15 protein-coding genes are annotated in these 16,488 nt (G+C 70.2%); 3 read left to right on the forward strand and 12 right to left on the reverse strand.

Annotated features, from left to right (window positions below):
* Positions 1-4 precede the first annotated feature (4 nt).
* The 5 genes from KLK06_RS25385 to KLK06_RS25405 all read right to left on the reverse strand — a co-directional run bounded on the left by KLK06_RS25385 (position 5) and on the right by KLK06_RS25405 (position 4,812).
* Positions 5-733, reverse strand: coding sequence for an SDR family NAD(P)-dependent oxidoreductase (locus KLK06_RS25385; RefSeq protein ID WP_214638119.1), 729 nt, complete (start codon positions 731-733; stop codon positions 5-7).
* A 10-nt stretch (positions 734-743) separates the two neighbouring features.
* Positions 744-1,520 (reverse strand): SDR family NAD(P)-dependent oxidoreductase, encoded by a 777-nt coding sequence (locus KLK06_RS25390; RefSeq protein ID WP_214638120.1) that lies wholly within the window; start codon positions 1,518-1,520, stop codon positions 744-746.
* Positions 1,517-2,842, reverse strand: coding sequence for an MFS transporter (locus tag KLK06_RS25395; RefSeq protein WP_214638121.1), 1,326 nt, complete (start codon positions 2,840-2,842; stop codon positions 1,517-1,519). The genes KLK06_RS25390 and KLK06_RS25395 overlap by 4 nt, the downstream gene beginning before the upstream one ends.
* Positions 2,843-2,923: 81 nt before the next feature.
* Complete coding sequence (locus tag KLK06_RS25400; RefSeq protein WP_214638122.1) at positions 2,924-3,799, reverse strand: polysaccharide deacetylase; 876 nt, start codon at positions 3,797-3,799, stop codon at positions 2,924-2,926.
* Between the two features lie 2 nt (positions 3,800-3,801).
* A complete protein-coding gene (locus KLK06_RS25405; protein WP_214638123.1) occupies positions 3,802-4,812 on the reverse strand; it encodes an asparaginase in 1,011 nt (336 codons plus the stop codon).
* A gap of 161 nt (positions 4,813-4,973) precedes the next feature.
* Between KLK06_RS25405 and KLK06_RS25410 the strand changes: the two genes are divergently transcribed.
* Complete coding sequence (locus KLK06_RS25410) at positions 4,974-5,996, forward strand: LacI family DNA-binding transcriptional regulator (protein WP_214638124.1); 1,023 nt, start codon at positions 4,974-4,976, stop codon at positions 5,994-5,996.
* A gap of 3 nt (positions 5,997-5,999) precedes the next feature.
* On the opposite strand, the gene KLK06_RS25415 is transcribed toward KLK06_RS25410, so the two are convergent.
* The 5 genes from KLK06_RS25415 to KLK06_RS25435 are packed head-to-tail and all read right to left on the reverse strand — an operon-like array spanning position 6,000 to position 10,385.
* On the reverse strand, positions 6,000-6,764 hold the full coding sequence (locus KLK06_RS25415) for an amino acid ABC transporter ATP-binding protein (RefSeq protein ID WP_284735119.1): 765 nt from the start codon (positions 6,762-6,764) through the stop codon (positions 6,000-6,002).
* Positions 6,761-7,705 (reverse strand): amino acid ABC transporter permease, encoded by a 945-nt coding sequence (locus KLK06_RS25420; RefSeq protein ID WP_214638125.1) that lies wholly within the window; start codon positions 7,703-7,705, stop codon positions 6,761-6,763. Before KLK06_RS25420 ends, KLK06_RS25415 begins: the two co-directional genes overlap by 4 nt.
* Positions 7,705-8,640, reverse strand: coding sequence for an ABC transporter substrate-binding protein (locus tag KLK06_RS25425; RefSeq protein WP_214638126.1), 936 nt, complete (start codon positions 8,638-8,640; stop codon positions 7,705-7,707). The genes KLK06_RS25420 and KLK06_RS25425 overlap by 1 nt, the downstream gene beginning before the upstream one ends.
* Positions 8,641-8,655: 15 nt before the next feature.
* The gene (locus KLK06_RS25430; RefSeq protein ID WP_214638127.1) at positions 8,656-9,501 is read right to left on the reverse strand and encodes a nitrilase-related carbon-nitrogen hydrolase; all 846 of its coding nucleotides are present in this window, start codon (positions 9,499-9,501) and stop codon (positions 8,656-8,658) included.
* Positions 9,498-10,385, reverse strand: a complete 888-nt coding sequence (locus KLK06_RS25435) for a hypothetical protein (protein ID WP_214638128.1) — start codon at positions 10,383-10,385, stop codon at positions 9,498-9,500. Before KLK06_RS25435 ends, KLK06_RS25430 begins: the two co-directional genes overlap by 4 nt.
* Before the next feature lie 149 nt (positions 10,386-10,534).
* On the opposite strand from KLK06_RS25435, the gene KLK06_RS25440 reads away from it, so the two are divergent.
* Entirely contained in the window at positions 10,535-11,899 is a 1,365-nt protein-coding gene (locus KLK06_RS25440; RefSeq protein ID WP_214638129.1) for a PLP-dependent aminotransferase family protein, read from the forward strand.
* 50 nt (positions 11,900-11,949) lie between these two features.
* On the opposite strand, the gene pip is transcribed toward KLK06_RS25440, so the two are convergent.
* The gene (pip, locus tag KLK06_RS25445) at positions 11,950-12,897 is read right to left on the reverse strand and encodes a prolyl aminopeptidase (protein ID WP_214638130.1); all 948 of its coding nucleotides are present in this window, start codon (positions 12,895-12,897) and stop codon (positions 11,950-11,952) included.
* Between the two features lie 116 nt (positions 12,898-13,013).
* Between pip and KLK06_RS25450 the strand changes: the two genes are divergently transcribed.
* Positions 13,014-13,376 (forward strand): YncE family protein, encoded by a 363-nt coding sequence (locus KLK06_RS25450; RefSeq protein ID WP_250906031.1) that lies wholly within the window; start codon positions 13,014-13,016, stop codon positions 13,374-13,376.
* Here KLK06_RS25450 and KLK06_RS25455 read toward each other — a convergent pair.
* The gene (locus KLK06_RS25455; RefSeq protein ID WP_308168440.1) at positions 13,318-16,431 is read right to left on the reverse strand and encodes a M36 family metallopeptidase; all 3,114 of its coding nucleotides are present in this window, start codon (positions 16,429-16,431) and stop codon (positions 13,318-13,320) included. The genes KLK06_RS25450 and KLK06_RS25455 overlap by 59 nt on opposite strands.
* Positions 16,432-16,488 lie beyond the last annotated feature (57 nt).

Raw genomic sequence — 16,488 nt, forward strand, 5'->3', positions numbered from 1 at the left:
AAGATCACGGCATGACGTCGCCCGAGTTGGGGCCGAGGGTCTGGCCGACGTAGAGGTTGCCGCCGGGGTCGCTGGCGAGTAGGACCGCTGTGGGTGCGATCTCCTCCGGGCGGCCGAAGCGGCCCAGGGGCAGTTCCGCGCGTTTGGCGGCCTTCCACTCGTCGGTGATCCCGGCGACCATCGGGGTCTCGACCGGGCCGGGCGCGATCGCGTTCACCAGCACGTTGTGCTCGGCGACCTCGAGCGCGAGCGACTTGGTGAGCCCGATGACCCCGGCCTTGGCCGCCGCGTAGTGGCTGAGCGAGCGGCCGCCCTTGATGCCGAGCTGGGAGGCGATGTTGATCACCCGCCCCCAGCGCCGCTCGACCATGTGCGGCACGACGTACCGGCAGCAGAGGAAGACCCCGGTGAGGTCGACCGCGATCGTCTCCGACCACACCCGCGGGTCCATCTCCATCAGCGGCGCCTCGGTGAGGATGCCGGCGGAGTTGACCAGGATGTCGATCCGGCCGAACCGGTCCATCACGGTGGAGACGGCCTCGGCGACGGAGCCGGGATCGCTGACGTCGACGGCCACGTGCCCGGCCGCCCCTATAACGGTGGCCGTGGCAGAGGCGTCCAGGTCGGCGAGGACGACCTCGGCGCCCTCGCGGAGGTACGCCTCGGCGATCGCGCGGCCGATGCCGCTCGCGCCGCCGGTGACCAGGGCGGTCCGGTGTTCCAGGGCAGGCATGGGTTCCTCCTCAGGCGGGCATGCGGACGGTGAGCCCGCCGTCGACGACGATGTTCTGGCCGGTGATGTAGCCGGCGTCGGCCGAGGTGAGGAACCTGATGACGGAGGCGACCTCCTCCGGCCGGCCCACCCGGCCCCACGGGATGTCCTGCCCGGCGCGGGCCAGGCCGTCGGGGCCGAGCGAGTTCACCGGGTCGGACGACTGCGGGGTGACGATGAGGCCGGGGATCACGGAGTTGACCCGGATCTGCCGGGGGGCGAGTTCCACCGCGAGGCTCCGGCACAGCCCGAGCACCCCGGCTTTGGCGGCGGCGTAGTGGGCGTGCTCGCCCCAGCCGTACACGCCGCCCGCGATGGAGGACACCGCCACCATCGCGCCGGCGCCGCTCATCCGGGCCGCCGCGGAGCGCAGGGTACGCAGCACGCCGGTCAGGTCGACCTGCAGCATGTCATCCCAGGCCGCGTCGGTGAGCTCCGCCAGCGGGGCCCGGCGCAGCACTCCCGCGTTGGCCACCGCGATGTCGAGGCGGCCCCACTCGTCGAGCGCGCGCTGGGCGAACGCCTCGACCTGCGCGGCGTCCCGTACGTCGACCTCGTGCACCACGCCCGCGCCGCCGGCCTGTTCGACCTGCTTGAGGGTCTCGGCGGGGTTGTGCGGGTCGCCGGGGTAGGTGCCGATGACCGTATGGACGCCGTGGGCGGCGTACGACACGGCCAGCGCACGGCCGATGCCGCTGGCGGCGCCGGTGATGACGGCGACCCGCCCGTCGGTGTCGAGGGGAGTCACAGCGCGGGCACCTTCCGCGCACCGAACATCACGAATCCCGACAGGAACGTGCCCAGCGCGCCGACCAGCAGAGCGCCCTGGTTCCAGTCCGAGCCCGCGACGAGCATCGCCGTGATGATCGCACCGGCCGCGATGGCGCCCGGCTGGCTGATCGCGTTGATGAACGAGGTGCCCGTGGCCCGGCAGCGGGTGTCGTAGCACTCACCCATGTAGAACAGCATCGCCGAGTACGGCCCCACCAGGAAGAACATGCCCAGCGAGTAGAGCGCGACCACGGCGACGGTGCCGCTGGCGACGAGGAGCATGAGCGCGAAGATGACGCCGGACGCCATCCAGCCGAACGCGATCACGTTGCGCCGGCCGAACCGGTCACCGGCCCAGCCGTGGAAGACGTACCCGAGGTAGCCGACCGCGTTGATCACGATGAACATCAGCAGCGAGTTGGTGAAGCCGACATGCTTGCCCTGGGTGAGCACCGTCGTGCCGAGCACGCTGAACACCTGGATGCCGAACCAGTTCACGAACCAGGCGAACCCCAGGACGAGCGTGTTGCGCAGCGCGGACCCGCGGAAGATCTCCTTGAACGGCGCCGCCTGGCTCTCGGACACGCCGTACTCGCGGGCGAGACCGGCCGCCTCCTCCGCACGGCCCTCCTTACGCATCCGGTCGATCTTCTGCTGCAGCTCGAACTGGGGCGTCTCACGCAGGCCGCGCCGCAGGAGCGCGATCACGATGGCGGGGAACGTCGCCAGCAGGAAGCAGCCCCGCCAGCCGACCAGCGGAAGGAAGACGGCGATGAACGCCGCGGCCAGCAGTACGCCGAGCGGCCAGCCGCCCTGGACCAGGCTGTAGATCAGCCCGCGGCGCTTCTTGATCTTCTCGTCCTCGGTGACGGCGTAGATCTCGTTGAGGTACGTCGCGTTGACCGACTGCTCGGCGAGTCCGAGCCCGCCGATGGACCGTACGCCGACCAGGTAGGCGGCGTTCATCGTGGCGGCCGACACCGCGGAGGCCAGCGCCGTGCCCGACACGGTGAGGATCATGCCTTTCCGGCGGCCTAGCCGGTCGACCAGCGGGCCCACCCCGAGGACGACGACCGCGGTCCCCACCGAGATCAGCGTGGAGATCAGGGACGCCTCCGCCTGGGGCCACTTGAACTGGCCGGAGATCTCCGGCAGCAACGTGCCGAACATGATGTAGTCGTAGACCGCGAAGATCCAGGCGAACAGCGCGATCACCGTGGCCTTGCGCGTCTGCCGTACCCCGACGCGAGGCAAGGGCCGGGTGCCGGTTTCCGGGACGCCCGAAGAGGTCGTTGTCATGGAGATGCCCTTTCGGAGAAAGAGATTGGGGGGTGTTCGCGCGTGCGTCATCGCCGGACCGGCATGAACGGCGCGGGGCCGTTATCGGGGTGAGCGGGCCTTGAAGTCGTCGGCGATCTCGTCGAAGGTGACCCAGCGCACACCCTCGTGGCCGTTGATGTACTCGATGAGCCGCTCGTGCATGAGCAGGCTCTGCGGCCGGCCCGAGACGTCGGGGTGGATGGTCATGGTGAAGACCGCGTAGTCCGATTCGCGGTACACCCAGTCGAACTGATCCCTCCACATCTCTTCGAGGTGGCGCGGGTTGACGAAGCCGTGGCTGTTCGGGCTGGCCTTGACGAACATCATCGGCGGGAGGTCGTCGAGGTACCAGTTCGCGGGGATCTCCACCAGGTCGGTCTCCTGGCCGCGCTCCAGCGGCTTCATCCACTCGGCCGCCGGGCGGGAGTAGTCGATCTTCGTCCAGGAGTCGCCGACACGGACGTAGTACGGGGTGAAGTCGTTGTGCATGAGCGAGTGGTCGTACTTGATGCCCCGCTCCAGCAGGAGTTCGTTGGTGACCGGCGAGAACTCCCACCACGGGGCGACATAGCCGGTCGGCCTGCTGCCGGAGTACTTCTCGACCAGGTCGATGCAGTGGTCGAGGATCGCGCTCTCCTGGTCCCGGCTCATCGCGATCGGGTTCTCGTGCGAGTAGCCGTGCACGCCGACCTCGTGACCGCCGGCCACGACCATGCGGGTCTGGTCGGGGAAGGTCTCGATGGAGTGGCCGGGGATGAACCAGGTGGTCCGCAGGTCGTACTTCTCGAACAGGCGCAGCAGCCGCGGGACGCCGACCTCGCCGGCGAACAGCCCGCGCGAGATGTCGCACGGCGAGTCCTCCCCGCCGTACGAGCCCAGCCAGCCCGCGACGGCGTCGACGTCCACGCCGTACGCGACGAGAATCTCCTTGGGCATGGTCACTTCGTCCTTTCGATCGGAGAGGGGCTCCAGGTCCGCGCGCGCAGCTCCTCGCCTACGCGGACCGGGTCCCGATGGCAGCCGAGGAGCGCGCTGAGCAGGACGCGGGCCTGTGGTGAGCGCAGGGTTCCGGTGGGGATGGCACCGGCCTCGACGAGATCCGCGCCGCCGCCGTTGCCGTACAGGGCGGCGACGGGCCCGGCATCGACCCGGGTGGACAGGGCGACGACGACGCCGGCCTCGGTGATCCGGGCCACCTCGTCCCTGATCCGGGGGTTGGCGTTGCCCGCGCCCAGCGCCTGGAGGACGACCCCGGTGGCGCCCGCGTCGACCACCGCACGCAGCGCGGCGTCGTCGCAGCCCGGGTACAGCGCCACGATGTCGGTACGGACTCCGTCGAGGTCGAACGCGTCCAGGTCGAGCGGCTTGGCCCGCGCGGGCGTCATGAGGATGTTCACCTGGCCGTCACGTACGCGACCCAGCGGCCCGCTGTCCGGCGCGGAGAACGCCGACGAGGCGAGCGTGTGGGTCTTGCGGGTGCCGGAGGCGGCGAAGATCTGGCCGTCGAAGCCGATCAGCACCCCCAGCCCGCAGGCCCGGCCACCCGCCGCCACCGCGATCGCGTCGGCGAGGTTGCGCGGGCCGTCGCCGTCCACCGCGTCGGCCGGAAGCTGCGCCCCCGTGAACACGATCGGCCGGGGGTCGTCATGGAACAGATCGGCGAGGTAGGCCGTCTCCTCCATGCCGTCGGTCCCGTGGGTGACGACCAAGCCGAGCACGTCCGGATCGGCGAGCGCCTCGCGGGCTCGCACCGCGACCTCGCGCATGTCCGCGAGGGTGAACAGGTAGCTGCCCGCGCACAGCACGTCCAGCCCGTCCAGTTCCACCCCGGGATCGACCGGGAGTCGCCCGAGAAGCTCGCGCACCCGGTCCTGGGCGAGACCCACTCCTTGCCCGTCGCGACGGGTGGCGATGGTCCCTCCCGTGGACAGGACGATGACCTTGGACACTCGCTGGCCTCCTCATTACCCAAACGTTTGCGCCAAACGTTTGGTAGCATCTGACCTGCGCCTACGAGATGTCAAGAACTTCACGTTAAAATCAAGAAAACCCCGCCAGCGGAAGCCGAGGGACATTGGGTGCGAAGAGGGCGCGACCGGTTACGCTGCAGATGATCGCCGACCAGCTCGGCCTGCACGTCTCCACGGTGTCGCGAGTGCTGCACGCGAAACCCGGTGAAGGGCTGAGGGCCGCGTCGAGTCCCACCGTCGAGCGCGTGCGCAAGCTCGCCGACGAGCTCGGCTACCAGCGCAATCCCCACGCGATGAGCCTGCGCACCCAGCGGAGCAACCTGATCGGCGTGCTGGTCCCCCGGCTGTCCGACGTGGTTCTCGCGACGATCTACGAGGGCATCGAGGAGGCCGCCGCCGAGCTGGGCCTGTCGACGTTCGTCATCAACACACGCGACCTGCCCGAGGTCCAGCGCGCCCGGACGGAGATGGTCCTCGGCCGCCGCGTCGACGGCATGATCTTCGGCGACGCGCACGCGGATTCGGGCTTCCTGGACGAGGTCGCCGCGCGCGGCGTCCCGTTCACCCTGGTCAACCGGCGGGCCGGGCAGCATCCGGCGGTCGTCTGCGACGACTATCTCGGCGGCCGGATGGTCGCGGAGCATTTTCTGGAGCTCGGGCACGAAGAGGTGGCGGTCGTCGCCGGCGAGCCGTACGCGAGCACCGGCGTCGACCGCACCAGCGGCTTCGTCGAGAGATTCCGCGAGGCCGGGCTGCTGATCCCCGAGCACCGGATCGTGCACTCGCGCTTCGACGCGCGAGGCGGTCGCGAGGGGACCGAACGCCTCCTCGCGACGGGCCCGCTCCCGTCGGCGCTCTTCGTGGTGAACGACTTCGGCGCCATCGGCACGATCGGCGCGCTACGCGACCACGGGCTGCGAGTCGGCGCGGACATCGCGGTCGTGGGCTTCAACGACACGCCGCTCGCCGCCGAGCTGCCGGTCCCGCTCACCTCGGTCCGCTCGCCCATGCACGAGATGGGCCGCCGCGGGCTTCACCAGCTCGTACGGGTCCTCGAAGGCGAGCCCGGCGAGACCGAACTCCTGCGTCCGGAGCTCATCGTCCGCGCGTCGAGTGACCCGGAGCTCTACGCCGGGCTCATGCGGAAAATGGCCACCGCCTGAGGCTCAGAGGACCTTGCTGAGGAAGGCTCGGGTGCGCGGGTTCTGCGGGTTGTCGAGCACCTCCGAGGGCGGCCCGGACTCCACGATGACACCGCCGTCCATGAACACCACCCGGTCGGCCACCTCGCGGGCGAATCCGACTTCATGAGTGACGACGATCATGGTCAGGCCGTCGTTGGCCAGGCCCTTCATGGTGGCGAGCACCTCGCCCACGAGCTCGGGATCCAGCGCGCTGGTCGGCTCGTCGAAGAGCATCAGCTTGGGCTCCATGGCCAGCGCGCGGGCGATGGCGACGCGCTGCTGCTGGCCGCCGGAGAGCTGGCGGGGGTAGCTGTTCGTCTTGTCCGCCAGGCCCACCCGCTCCAGCAGGGCGAGCGCGCGGGCACGGGCCTTCGCGCGTGATTCGCGGCGCACGCCGACGGGCGCCTCCATGATGTTCTGCACCACGGTGAAGTGCGGGAACAGGTTGAACTGCTGGAAGACCATGCCGATCTCCCGGCGCTGGCGGGTGATGTCCCGATCGCCCAGGTGGTGCACCCGGCCGCCGGAGGCGCGGAAGCCGATCAGCTCGCCGTCGACGTGGATGGCGCCGCCCTCGATGGTCTCCAACTGGTTGACGCACCGCAGGAACGTCGACTTGCCCGACCCGGAGGGACCGAGGATGACGACGACCTCGCCCCGCTCGACGGTCAGGTCGATGCCTTTGAGCACCTCCAGGGGGCCGAAGCTCTTGCGTACGGCCCGGGCGTGCACCATGGGCATGCTCATGATGGCGTCTCCTCGCGGGTCGGGGCCGGCGCGGCCTGCCGCCGCCGGAACAACAGGAAGCTCCAGAAGCTCTGGGGCGCGTTCCGCGTGGCGCCGCGCGCGTAGTGGCGCTCGATGAAGGACTGGCCCACGTACAGGACCGACGTGATCACCAGGTACCAGACACAGGCCACGATCAGCAGCGGGATGGTCTGGAAGGTGCGGTTGTAGATCGCCTGCACGGTGTACAGCAGGTCGGCGAGGGCGATGACGCTGACCAGCGAGGTGGCCTTCAGCATGCTGATGACCTGGCTGCCGGTCGGCGGCACGATGAACCGCATCGCCTGCGGCAGGATGATCCGGCGGAACGTGCGCCCGCGGCTCATGCCGAGCGCCGAGGCGGCCTCGGTCTGGCCGGGGTCGACGGACATCAGGCCGCCGCGGATGATCTCCGCCATGTACGCGGCCTCGTTGAGCCCGAGACCGAGGATGGCGGCCAGCAGCGGCGTGATCAGCTGGTTGGTGTCGGCCGTCAGGAACTCCGGGCCGAACGGAATACCGAACGAGATCCGCGGCATCAGGGCGGACAGGTTGTACCAGAGCACGAGCTGCACCAGCACCGGCGTACCGCGGAAGAACCAGACGTAGAGCCCGGAGACGATCCGCGCGATCGGGTTCTGGGAGAGCCGCCCCATCGCGACGAGCACCCCGCCGATCACGCCGACGGCCATGGCGATCACGGTCAGGTAGAGCGTGGTGATGATGCCCGCCCCGATGACCTGGGCGTTGAAATAGCGGGCTACCACGTCCCACTTGAAGTTGGGGTTGGTGATCAGCAGGTTCACCAACTGGGCGGCCAGGATCAGCAGGATGATCGAGGCCACCCAGCGCAGCGGGTGCCGCGTCCGCGCCGCCCCCGCGACGTCGATGTCGGGGGGCGAGTGCCGCTCGGTGGCGGTCATCACTGCTTCGCCGCCAGGTTCACGCCGGCCTTCTTCAGCATGTTTCCGTTGGTTCCCCACTTCGTCATGACCTTCTCGTACGTCCCGTCGTCGATCAGCTGCTGGATGCCGTCCTTGAGCACGTCACGCAGCGGCGAGTCCTTGGCCACGACGGCCCCCTGGTAGAGGGTGTCGAATCCGTTGGCCTGGCCGGTGCCCGCCAGCTCCAGCTCGCCACCCGACTGCTTCACGAAGTACGTCAGGGGCGCCTGCGAGGAGAAGAAGCCGTCGGCCCGGCTGGAGCGGACCGCGAGGATCGAGGTGGGCTGGTCCTTGTAGGACTGGACCTCGACCTTCTTCTTGCCGTCCTTGACGCAGGTGTCGGACTGCGCCTTGATCACCTTCTCCGCCGACCCGCCGGCCATCACGGAGATCCGCAGCCCGCAGGTGTCGGCGATCGACTGGATCTTTTTCGGGTTGCCCTTCGGCACGGCGAAGACGACGAACTCCTGCACCCAGTCGACGAAGTCGTTGGAGACCTGGCGGTCGGGGAAGTCGCCCACCGGCCCGAGGGCCAGGTCGTAGCGGCCGGCCGCGATGCCGGTGAGCTGGCTGGGCAGCCCGTCCACGGTCACGTGCTCGATCTTGACGCCGAGCAGGCCGCCCAGCTCGTCGGCCAGTTCGGCCGCGGCACCGGTCAGCGTCTTGCCGTCGGTGCCGGCGATCTCGTACGGCGGGAACGAGCCGTTGTTCACCGAGACCAGCTTGCCCGCGGTCTTCACCTTGTCGGGCAGGCGGTCGAACAGGGCCTGGTCCTTGGCGTGGGTGGCGGCGGCGGGGGCGGAGGAGGAGCTGTTGTCGCCGACGGCGCCTTGGCTCTCCGACGGGTTGGCGCCGCATCCGGCCAGCAGCAGAGCCCCGGCCAGCACAGCGCCGGCTGCATGGGTCTTACGCATTACGCGCTCCTTGGGCTATCGAGAGACGGTCGTGGGACCGGTCGAGGGGGTGATGGGGCGGGGATCGACTTTGAAACGCCGGTTGGCGAGGACGGGCAGGGTCTGGCGGGCCCGATCGAGGTCCTCGGCCGAGGCTTCGGACCAGAGCAGGCCCGGAGTGTCGCCGCCGAGCCGACCGCGGGTGATGCCGAGCGGATCGACGAACATGCTGGCGCCGATGTTGCGGCGGCCGCACTCGCCGGAGGCGGCGACGTAATAGGTGTTCTCCAGGGCGCGGGCGGTGACCATGACCTCCCAGTGCCACTCCTTGGCGGGTCCACGTACCCAGGCGGCGGGCAGGGCAACCACCTGCGCGCCCTGGTCGGCGAGGAGCCTGGCCATCTCGGGGAAGCGGACGTCGTAGCAGGTCATCATGCCGACCTTCCAGCCGGCGCACTCGATGACGACAGGGTTGTCCGAGCTCGCCAGCACGTTGTCCGACTCGCGCCGGCCGAAGGCGTCGTACAGGTGGAGCTTGCGGTAGATGTCGATGATCTCGCCGTCGCGCAGCGCGACCAGCGTGTTGATCACCCGGCCGTCCTCGGCGGGCTGGTGCATGCCGACGATCACGGTGGTGGTCGTGCCGCGGGTGCGCTCGGCCAGCCCGGTGACGAACGGCCCGTCGAGTGGCTGGGCCGCCTGCCGGATCCGCACCGGGTCGTCGACGAACAGGGCCATCGCCCCTTCCGGGAGCACCAGCAGGTCCGCGTTCCCGGCCACGGCCTCGTCGAAGAGGTCGGCGCAGGTCTTCAGGTTGGCCGCCCAGTCCTCGGCCGAGGCGAACTGGCCGATTGCCACACGAAGGTTGTTCAGCTTGGTCATGAGGCGAAGACCTCCTGGGGGTCGATGGGGGCGGGGGCGATCCCCTGGGCGTGCAGTTCCGCGCAGAAGGCCGCGGTCATCGCGGCGTTGGCGGCGGTGCCGTACGGCATCCAGTCCTCGCCGAAGACCTCCCGGGTCCTGCTCAGGTCGGCGAGCAGCCACGGCGTGGTGTCGGTCAGGAGGCGCCGCCGCGCCAGCCAGTGCCGCTTGGACCGCTCGAAGAGCTCCTGTACGGCCTGCGGCAGCTCGGGGTGGCGCTCGACGACCTCGCGCTTGAGCGTCACCAGGTGGATGCCGGGGATGAAGCCGTTGCGGCGGAAGTAGTCAAGCTCGGCCGCCGGGTGGTCGGCCAGGAGGTGACGGAACCGGCTCTCCGGCGTGAAGAAGCCCGCGGGCATGAACGGCGTCATGATCGCGTCGAGCCGTCCGGCGTCGAGCTCCTCCGCCAGCGAGCCGTCGGTCACGCTGACGTTGTCCGGCAGCTTCGCCCCGCCGACGCGGTCCTTGCCCGGCTCGGGCGCGTCCACGGCGCCGACCGTCCACTCGATCCCGGTCAGGTCGACTCCGGCCGCCCGTACGAGCGCCCGCGTCCAGGTGTTGCCCGAGTCCGGCCAGCCGGTGAGGCCCACGCGAGCCCCCTTCAGCTCGGCGAACTCGCGCAGCTCGCTGTCGCGGCGCACCAGCACGCACCGCTGCCGGAACCCGCGCATCACGAAGACGGGCAGCCCCACCAGCCGGTCGTCGCCCTGGGCGCGGCCGAGGACGTATCTGCTGAAGGAGGTCTCCCCGCCGTCCAGTTCCGGCTCGCTCAGCACGTCCGGCGTCATCGCCCGGGAATCGAGATCCAGGTCGAACGCCTCGGACGTCAGCGTCCCCGTCGCCACGGGAACGAGGTGATCCCAGTCGCGGAGACCAAGCCGAATGCGAGGTTTTGTCACAAAAACTCCCCTTAGTGCGTGCATTGGGCTGTACCTTATGTTCAGCTAAATCCGCTACACAAGCTGCGGATTGTTCCTGAACAAAGCTTTGTCCGATGGGAGGTCTCGTGGAGGTGGATCCCGCCTGGCTCGGGCAGCAGGTCCGCGAACCCAGCGCGCGTGGCATCGCCACCTGCCTGATCGACCTGATCAGGCAGGGCACGCTGCGGCCCGGCGCGCGGCTGCCCACCGTGCGGAGTCTGGCCCGCGAGCTGCGCGTCAGCCCGAGTACGATCGCCGAAGCCTGGTCAGAGCTGCGGAAACACCGGATGATCGGGACCGAGGGCCGGCGCGGAACCGTCGTACTCGGACCTCCGGGCGTGCCGCACCCCGCGCGTTACGAGCGGATCGGCCACTTCGGCAACCGGCTGGCCATCGACCTCGCCATGGCGGCGCCGGACCGGGCGCTGCTCCCGCCCCTCGGTGCCGCGCTCGCCGCGGCCTCCTCGGCCGAAGGGCTCAACGACTACACCCGCGAGACGATCACCCCGCGCCTGCGCGCCGCTGTCGAGCCTACCTGGCCTTTTCCCGCGCAAGGCTGGCTGGCGCTCGGCGGCGGGTACGAAGGGGTCCAGCTCCTCTGCCAGACGACCGCCCTGCCCGGCGACCGCATCGCCATCGAGGAACCCACGGCGGCCAGGTTGCTGGACATCCTGGAGATGATCGGCGTCGAGCTGATCCCGGTCGCCTGTGACGAGGACGGGCCCATCCCGGCCTCGCTCGCCGAAAGCCTGCGCTCCAGCCCTGTGGCCTTCGTCTACCAGCCGCGCGGTCACTCGCCCTGCGGCCATGCCGTGCCCGAGGCCCGCTCCGCCGAGCTGGCCCGGCTCCTCGCGCCCACCAACACCCTCATCGTCGAGGACGACGGGATCGGCGATCTGTCCGTCGCGCCCCTGAGCAGCCTCGGCACGGCGCTGCCCGAGCGGACGGTGCTCGTGCGCTCGTACTCCAAGTCGCACGGACCCGACCTCCGCCTCGCGATCATCGGCGGGGCCGCGGACGCGGTGGAACGGGTGCGCGTGCTACGCAGCTTCGGCACCGGCTGGACCAGCAGGATCCTCCAGGACACCCTGGCCCACCTGCTCACCGACCCCGACACGCAGGAGATCGTGGCGCAGGCGCGCACCACGTACGCCCGGCGCCGCGCCGGCCTGGTCGCCCTGCTGTCCGCCCGCGGAGTGCACACCGGCGGCCGGGACAGCCTCGTGCTGTGGGTGCCCGTCCACGACGAGTCGGAGGCCCTGGTCACGCTGGCCGCGCACGGCATCTCGGCCGCGCCCGGCAGCCGTTACCGGATCCGCCAGGGACGGCCGCACCTCCGGCTGGCCATCGCCGCCCTCACCGAGGAACCGGCCGCACTCGACGAGCTGGCCGACGTGATCGCCCTGGCCGCCAAACGACCGGGCGCCGACCGGCACTAGCCCGGTCCTGGCCCGGCACCGGCCGGGCTCGGGCGGCACTCAGGCCGGGCTCAGGACGCGAAGCCGTCCAGAGCTGCCAGGACCTGCTTGCGCATGGTGTCGCTGCCGGTGTGCCCCGAGTCGTCCACCACGACGAGCCGGGCGTCGGGCCAGCGTTGGGCCAGGTCCCAGGCGTTCTCCAGCGGCGAGCCCAGGTCGAAGCGGCCGTGGAGGAGCACGCCGGGAATCCCGGCCAGTTTGTCCGCCTCGCGCAGCAGGATGCCCTCCTCCAGCCAGGCGGCGTTGGAGAAGTAGTGGGCGCAGATCCGTACGAAGGCAAGGAGGGCGAGGGGCGGCCGGTCGCTGTAGGCGTTCGGTGTGCCGTTGACCTCCATGGAGATCACCGTGTCCTCCCACGCCGTCCAGTCGTGGGCGGCCTTGGCGCGGACGGCGGGGTCGGGGTCGGACATGCGGCGCGCGTAGGCGGCCAGCACCTCGGCGTCGCTCTTGGCCTCGGGGACGCCCTCCCGGAAGCGCTGCCGCTGCTCGGGGAAGTAGCGGCCGACGCCGAAGTAGAGCCAGTCGATCTCGGAGCGGCGGGTCATGGTGACGCCGCAGATCACCATCTCCGAGACCCGCGTGGGATGCGTCTCGGCGTAGGCGAGCATGAGCGTGGACCCCCACGAGCCGCCGTAGAGCAGCCACTGATCGACACCGAGATGCTCCCGCAGCCGTTCCATGTCGGCGATCAGGTGGTGGGTGGTGTTGGTGGTCAGATCGGTGGCCGGGTCACTGGCGTGCGGCAAGCTCCGGCCGCAGTTGCGCTGGTCGAACAGGATGATGCGGTAACGCTCGGGATCGAAGCCGCGCCGCTGACGCGGCGTGCAGCCCGAACCGGGGCCGCCGTGGACGACGAGCGCGGGCTTGCCCTGGGGGTTCCCGCAGACTTCCCAGTAGACGAGATGGCCGTCGCCGGTGTCGAGATGCCCATGGTCGTATGGCTCGATGGGAGGGTACACCGGTCAAAATTAACAGCACTGTCACGATCGATGAGTGGGTCAAGGTGGCGTGCCGCTCCCCCGGCGCGATGCTGGGTGGCCGTAGAAGGGGACTCTGTCCAGTCGATGGAGTGTCCATGCTTACGCGGTTGATCAGACATGCGGTCGTCGCGGTGGTCATCGCGGCCGGGTTGACGCCGACCTCGGTAGCCATGCCCGCCACGGCCGTGGCCGCCGCTCCGTTGCGAGAGTTCGCCTACGTTGCCAACTTCTGGTCGGACACCGTATCGGTGATCAACATCGCCACCAACACCATCACCGGCACCATCCGGGTCGGCAACAGGCCCGAGGACGTGGCGATCACCCCGGACGGGGGCCACGCCTACGTTGCCAACCGCGGGTCGGACAGCGTGACGGTGATCGACACCGCGACCAACACCGTCACCGACACCATCCGGGTCGGCGACGCGCCCACCGGCGTGGCGATTGGGCGTCTCTAGAGGACTCGGAGCCGTTGAACGCGGACGCTATCGACTGCATGACGTGCCCGGCCTCACGGGGAAACACGGACGAGATGATGACGGCAGCGCCCAGGCGGGCCAAGTCGGGCGGTACGGCCTGCGTCCGGGTGGGAGCAAGCCGGACCGCGGCCGGGGGGCAGTACGAGAACGCCGGGAATTCGGCGGCTCGGGCCTGATCGCGGAAGGGGCTGGCCGTGGCGCAGTCCGTCGAGGAGTTGGGGTCGGCGTCCTGTTCACCGGCGTAGAGCGGGTTGCCGGTGCACTGGGTGGTGAGCGTGCGGAGCATCAGGTGGGTGGCGGTGGTGGTGGGGACGTTGAACGACTTGATGAGCAGGTTCACGCCTCGGGGGCGAGGGCGCGCGGTCTTGAACGCGTCCGCGGGGCTGGTGTAGATCTTCGTGAAGTTCGCCGGGTCGGCGCAGTCCTTGGCGCAGGCGAGCACCTCGAAGGAGCGCAGGGCGGTGAAGCGGTTCTGCGCGCCGGGGTCGGCCGGGTCGTTGATGTTGGGTCTGAGCATGGCGCTGACCTGGACTCTGCGGATCTTGACGGGGATGTCGCCCGCCAGGTCCACCGTGACCGACTTGCCGGCCGGCGCCCCGGTGAGTGAGGCCCAGTTGGTGGCCTCGGTCTCGTCGATCAGCTTGGTCTGGTTGACGCCGTCGCCCGAGGCCGTCGCGCCGGCCGTGGCCGAGGCGAGGTTGCGCGACAGCGGCAGGGGCAGCGGCAGCTTCGCGCCGCCCACGACCGGGAACTTCAGCCGCGTGTGCCCGAACCCGTTGCCCGCCACCACGAAGTCGTAGAGGCCGGGGGTCAGCTCCACGGTGTCGCCGAGCGGCGTCGCCGGGTCGGTGTCGGCGACCGGGACCACCCGTCCCTCGTAGTCGCCCACGTACAGGCGCAGCGCCGCGCCCTTCGCCTCGCCCAGCGGCTTGAGCTGCAGCGAGCCGTTCTTGCCTGCCGGGTTGACGAAGCTGGGCGTGGGGTCGGGGTCGTTCGGGCCGACGCTGGCCGCGTTCGCGCCCAGGCCGTGCTCGGCGAACACGCGCCACATGATGTCCTGGTCCGCGCCGTCGAAGCGCAGCGCGTCGGCCGCGAGCAGCGCGTCCCGGTAGTCGACGTAGCTGACCGCGCCGGAGGCCATCAGCAGCAGGGCGTCGAGGGAGAGCTGGGCCCAGCGCCGGTTGCCCGGGCACCTGCCGATCGGCGTCTGGCCGTCCGCGCAGGCCCGCTGCTGCTTCGCGGTGCCCTTGCCGTACCGCTTGACGAAGGCGTCACGCACGTCGAACTGGGTGGCCGACCAGATCTCGCCGTCCGCGTGGACCTGCTGGCCCACCAGGTCGTAGGCGATGTCGCTGTAGTTCAGCGGCGACTTCGACATGTCGTAGTTCCGGATGCCCCGCTCGCGGTCTCCGGTGACGTAGCCGCCCGTGACGTACGGGGTCAGGCCCGAGGGGCGGAAGCCGTACTCGAACAGGTACTCCATCGCCATCAGGTCGGAGGTGCTCTCGTTCATCGCACCGGCCTGGGCGCCACTCCAGCCGGCGGTCGGGCCGCCGATCATGCGGCCGGAGATGGCATGGGTGTTCTCATGGCCGATCACCGACATGTCGTAGTCGCCGTCCACGCACGGGGAGTAGAACGAGCCCGCGATCGGCTGCCACAGGTACATGTTCGTGATCGGCGCGACCCCGTCGGGGCCGGTGATCTGGTTGGCGTTGTCGCGGACGGTCAGGTCGCGGGCGCCCGCCTGGGCGTTGCCCTGTTCGGGGTCGTTGCCGAGGCCGCCGCGGTCGCCGTTGTTCACCTGCATGTTCCACGCGGTCTCGGTGAAGCCGAGCCGGTAGGACCAGTCGTGCATGCGGTTGTGCATGGCGTTCAGGTTGGCGATCGCGGCTTCGAGGTCGTTCTCACCGCTCTGGTCGAACACCGCCGGGTTGCACTTCGCCTGGTACCAGGTGTTGCGCCACGGGTAGGTGTAGTTCCGGCTCGGCGTGAGCACGTTGCTGCGGGTGCCGACCGTGAACGGGTCGGCGCTCGCCCGGTTCTCGAAGGTCTTCGCCGCGTTGCCGATGCTGGTGTTGGTCGAGGTGTTCGTGGCGTGGTCGACGTCCCAGGCCTTGCCGGTGGGCGGGTCGCCGCCGGTCACGTAGTCACAGCCGGGGGCCGCCGCGAAGCACCAGGTCTGGCGGGTGTCGGTGGCGGAGTAGTCGTCCGGCGGGTTCGACGGGAACGCCGACCAGTGCGGGTTGTCCGGGTCGAAGTGCTCGACCAGGTTCTCCCGGACCAGGATCGCGCCGCTGACCGCGTCCACGTGCGTGGTGTAGCCGGCGGCCTCGCCCTGACCGCCGATCAGGACGACCTGGTACGCGTTGTGCACCCCGTCGGGCGCCGGTACGGCCACCTCGCTGACCTGCTTGGTGACGGCCGTGGCCAGGTCGATGCCGCCGTCCCTGGCCGCGATCTCCAGGGCCCGCTGCGCAGTGATCGTGGCGGCCGGCGGCGCCCCCGTGTCGCGCGACAGCGAGGAGGTGACGTGCCTGACCTTGCCGTCGGCCACGCCGATCGCGACCAGGCCGTCCACGCCGGCCGGCAGGTCGCCGAAGCGCTGGCGCAGCAGTACGGCATGGCCCGCGCCGACGGGGTTGACCGCGACCTTCTCCAGGGCGTCGACCGACGCGCCGGACAGGCCGAAGACCCGCTCGTTGTTCTTGAGATAGGCGCGTGCGGCCTGCTCCGGGTCGGCGCCCAGCCCTTCGGCGAGCGGCGCGGCGCTGGTGATGGCGGCCGGGGTGCCCAGCGCGTTCCAGCGGATCTCGGCCGCCGCGCCCGCGCTCCGTGCGTTGACCCCGACCGGCGGCGGGACTCTGCCTTGCCGGTTGTCCAGGTCGGGCTTGCCGGGCTCGCCGTTCTGGACGTCTTGGATCTGGGGAGCCGGGCCGCCCGGTTCACTCCGGGCGGCTCCGGTGAGGGGTAGAGAGGACGCCGTGATGGCGAGAACGACGACAGTGCTGCGTAACCAGGGTCTGGTCGACACCTTTTCCTCCTGCACGCCAGGGACTCGCGCGTTCAGGTCCCGCGCCTCCGCAAGAGT

The organism is Nonomuraea sp. NEAU-A123 (genome assembly GCF_018603905.1).
Taxonomy (GTDB): Bacteria; Actinomycetota; Actinomycetes; order Streptosporangiales; family Streptosporangiaceae; genus Nonomuraea.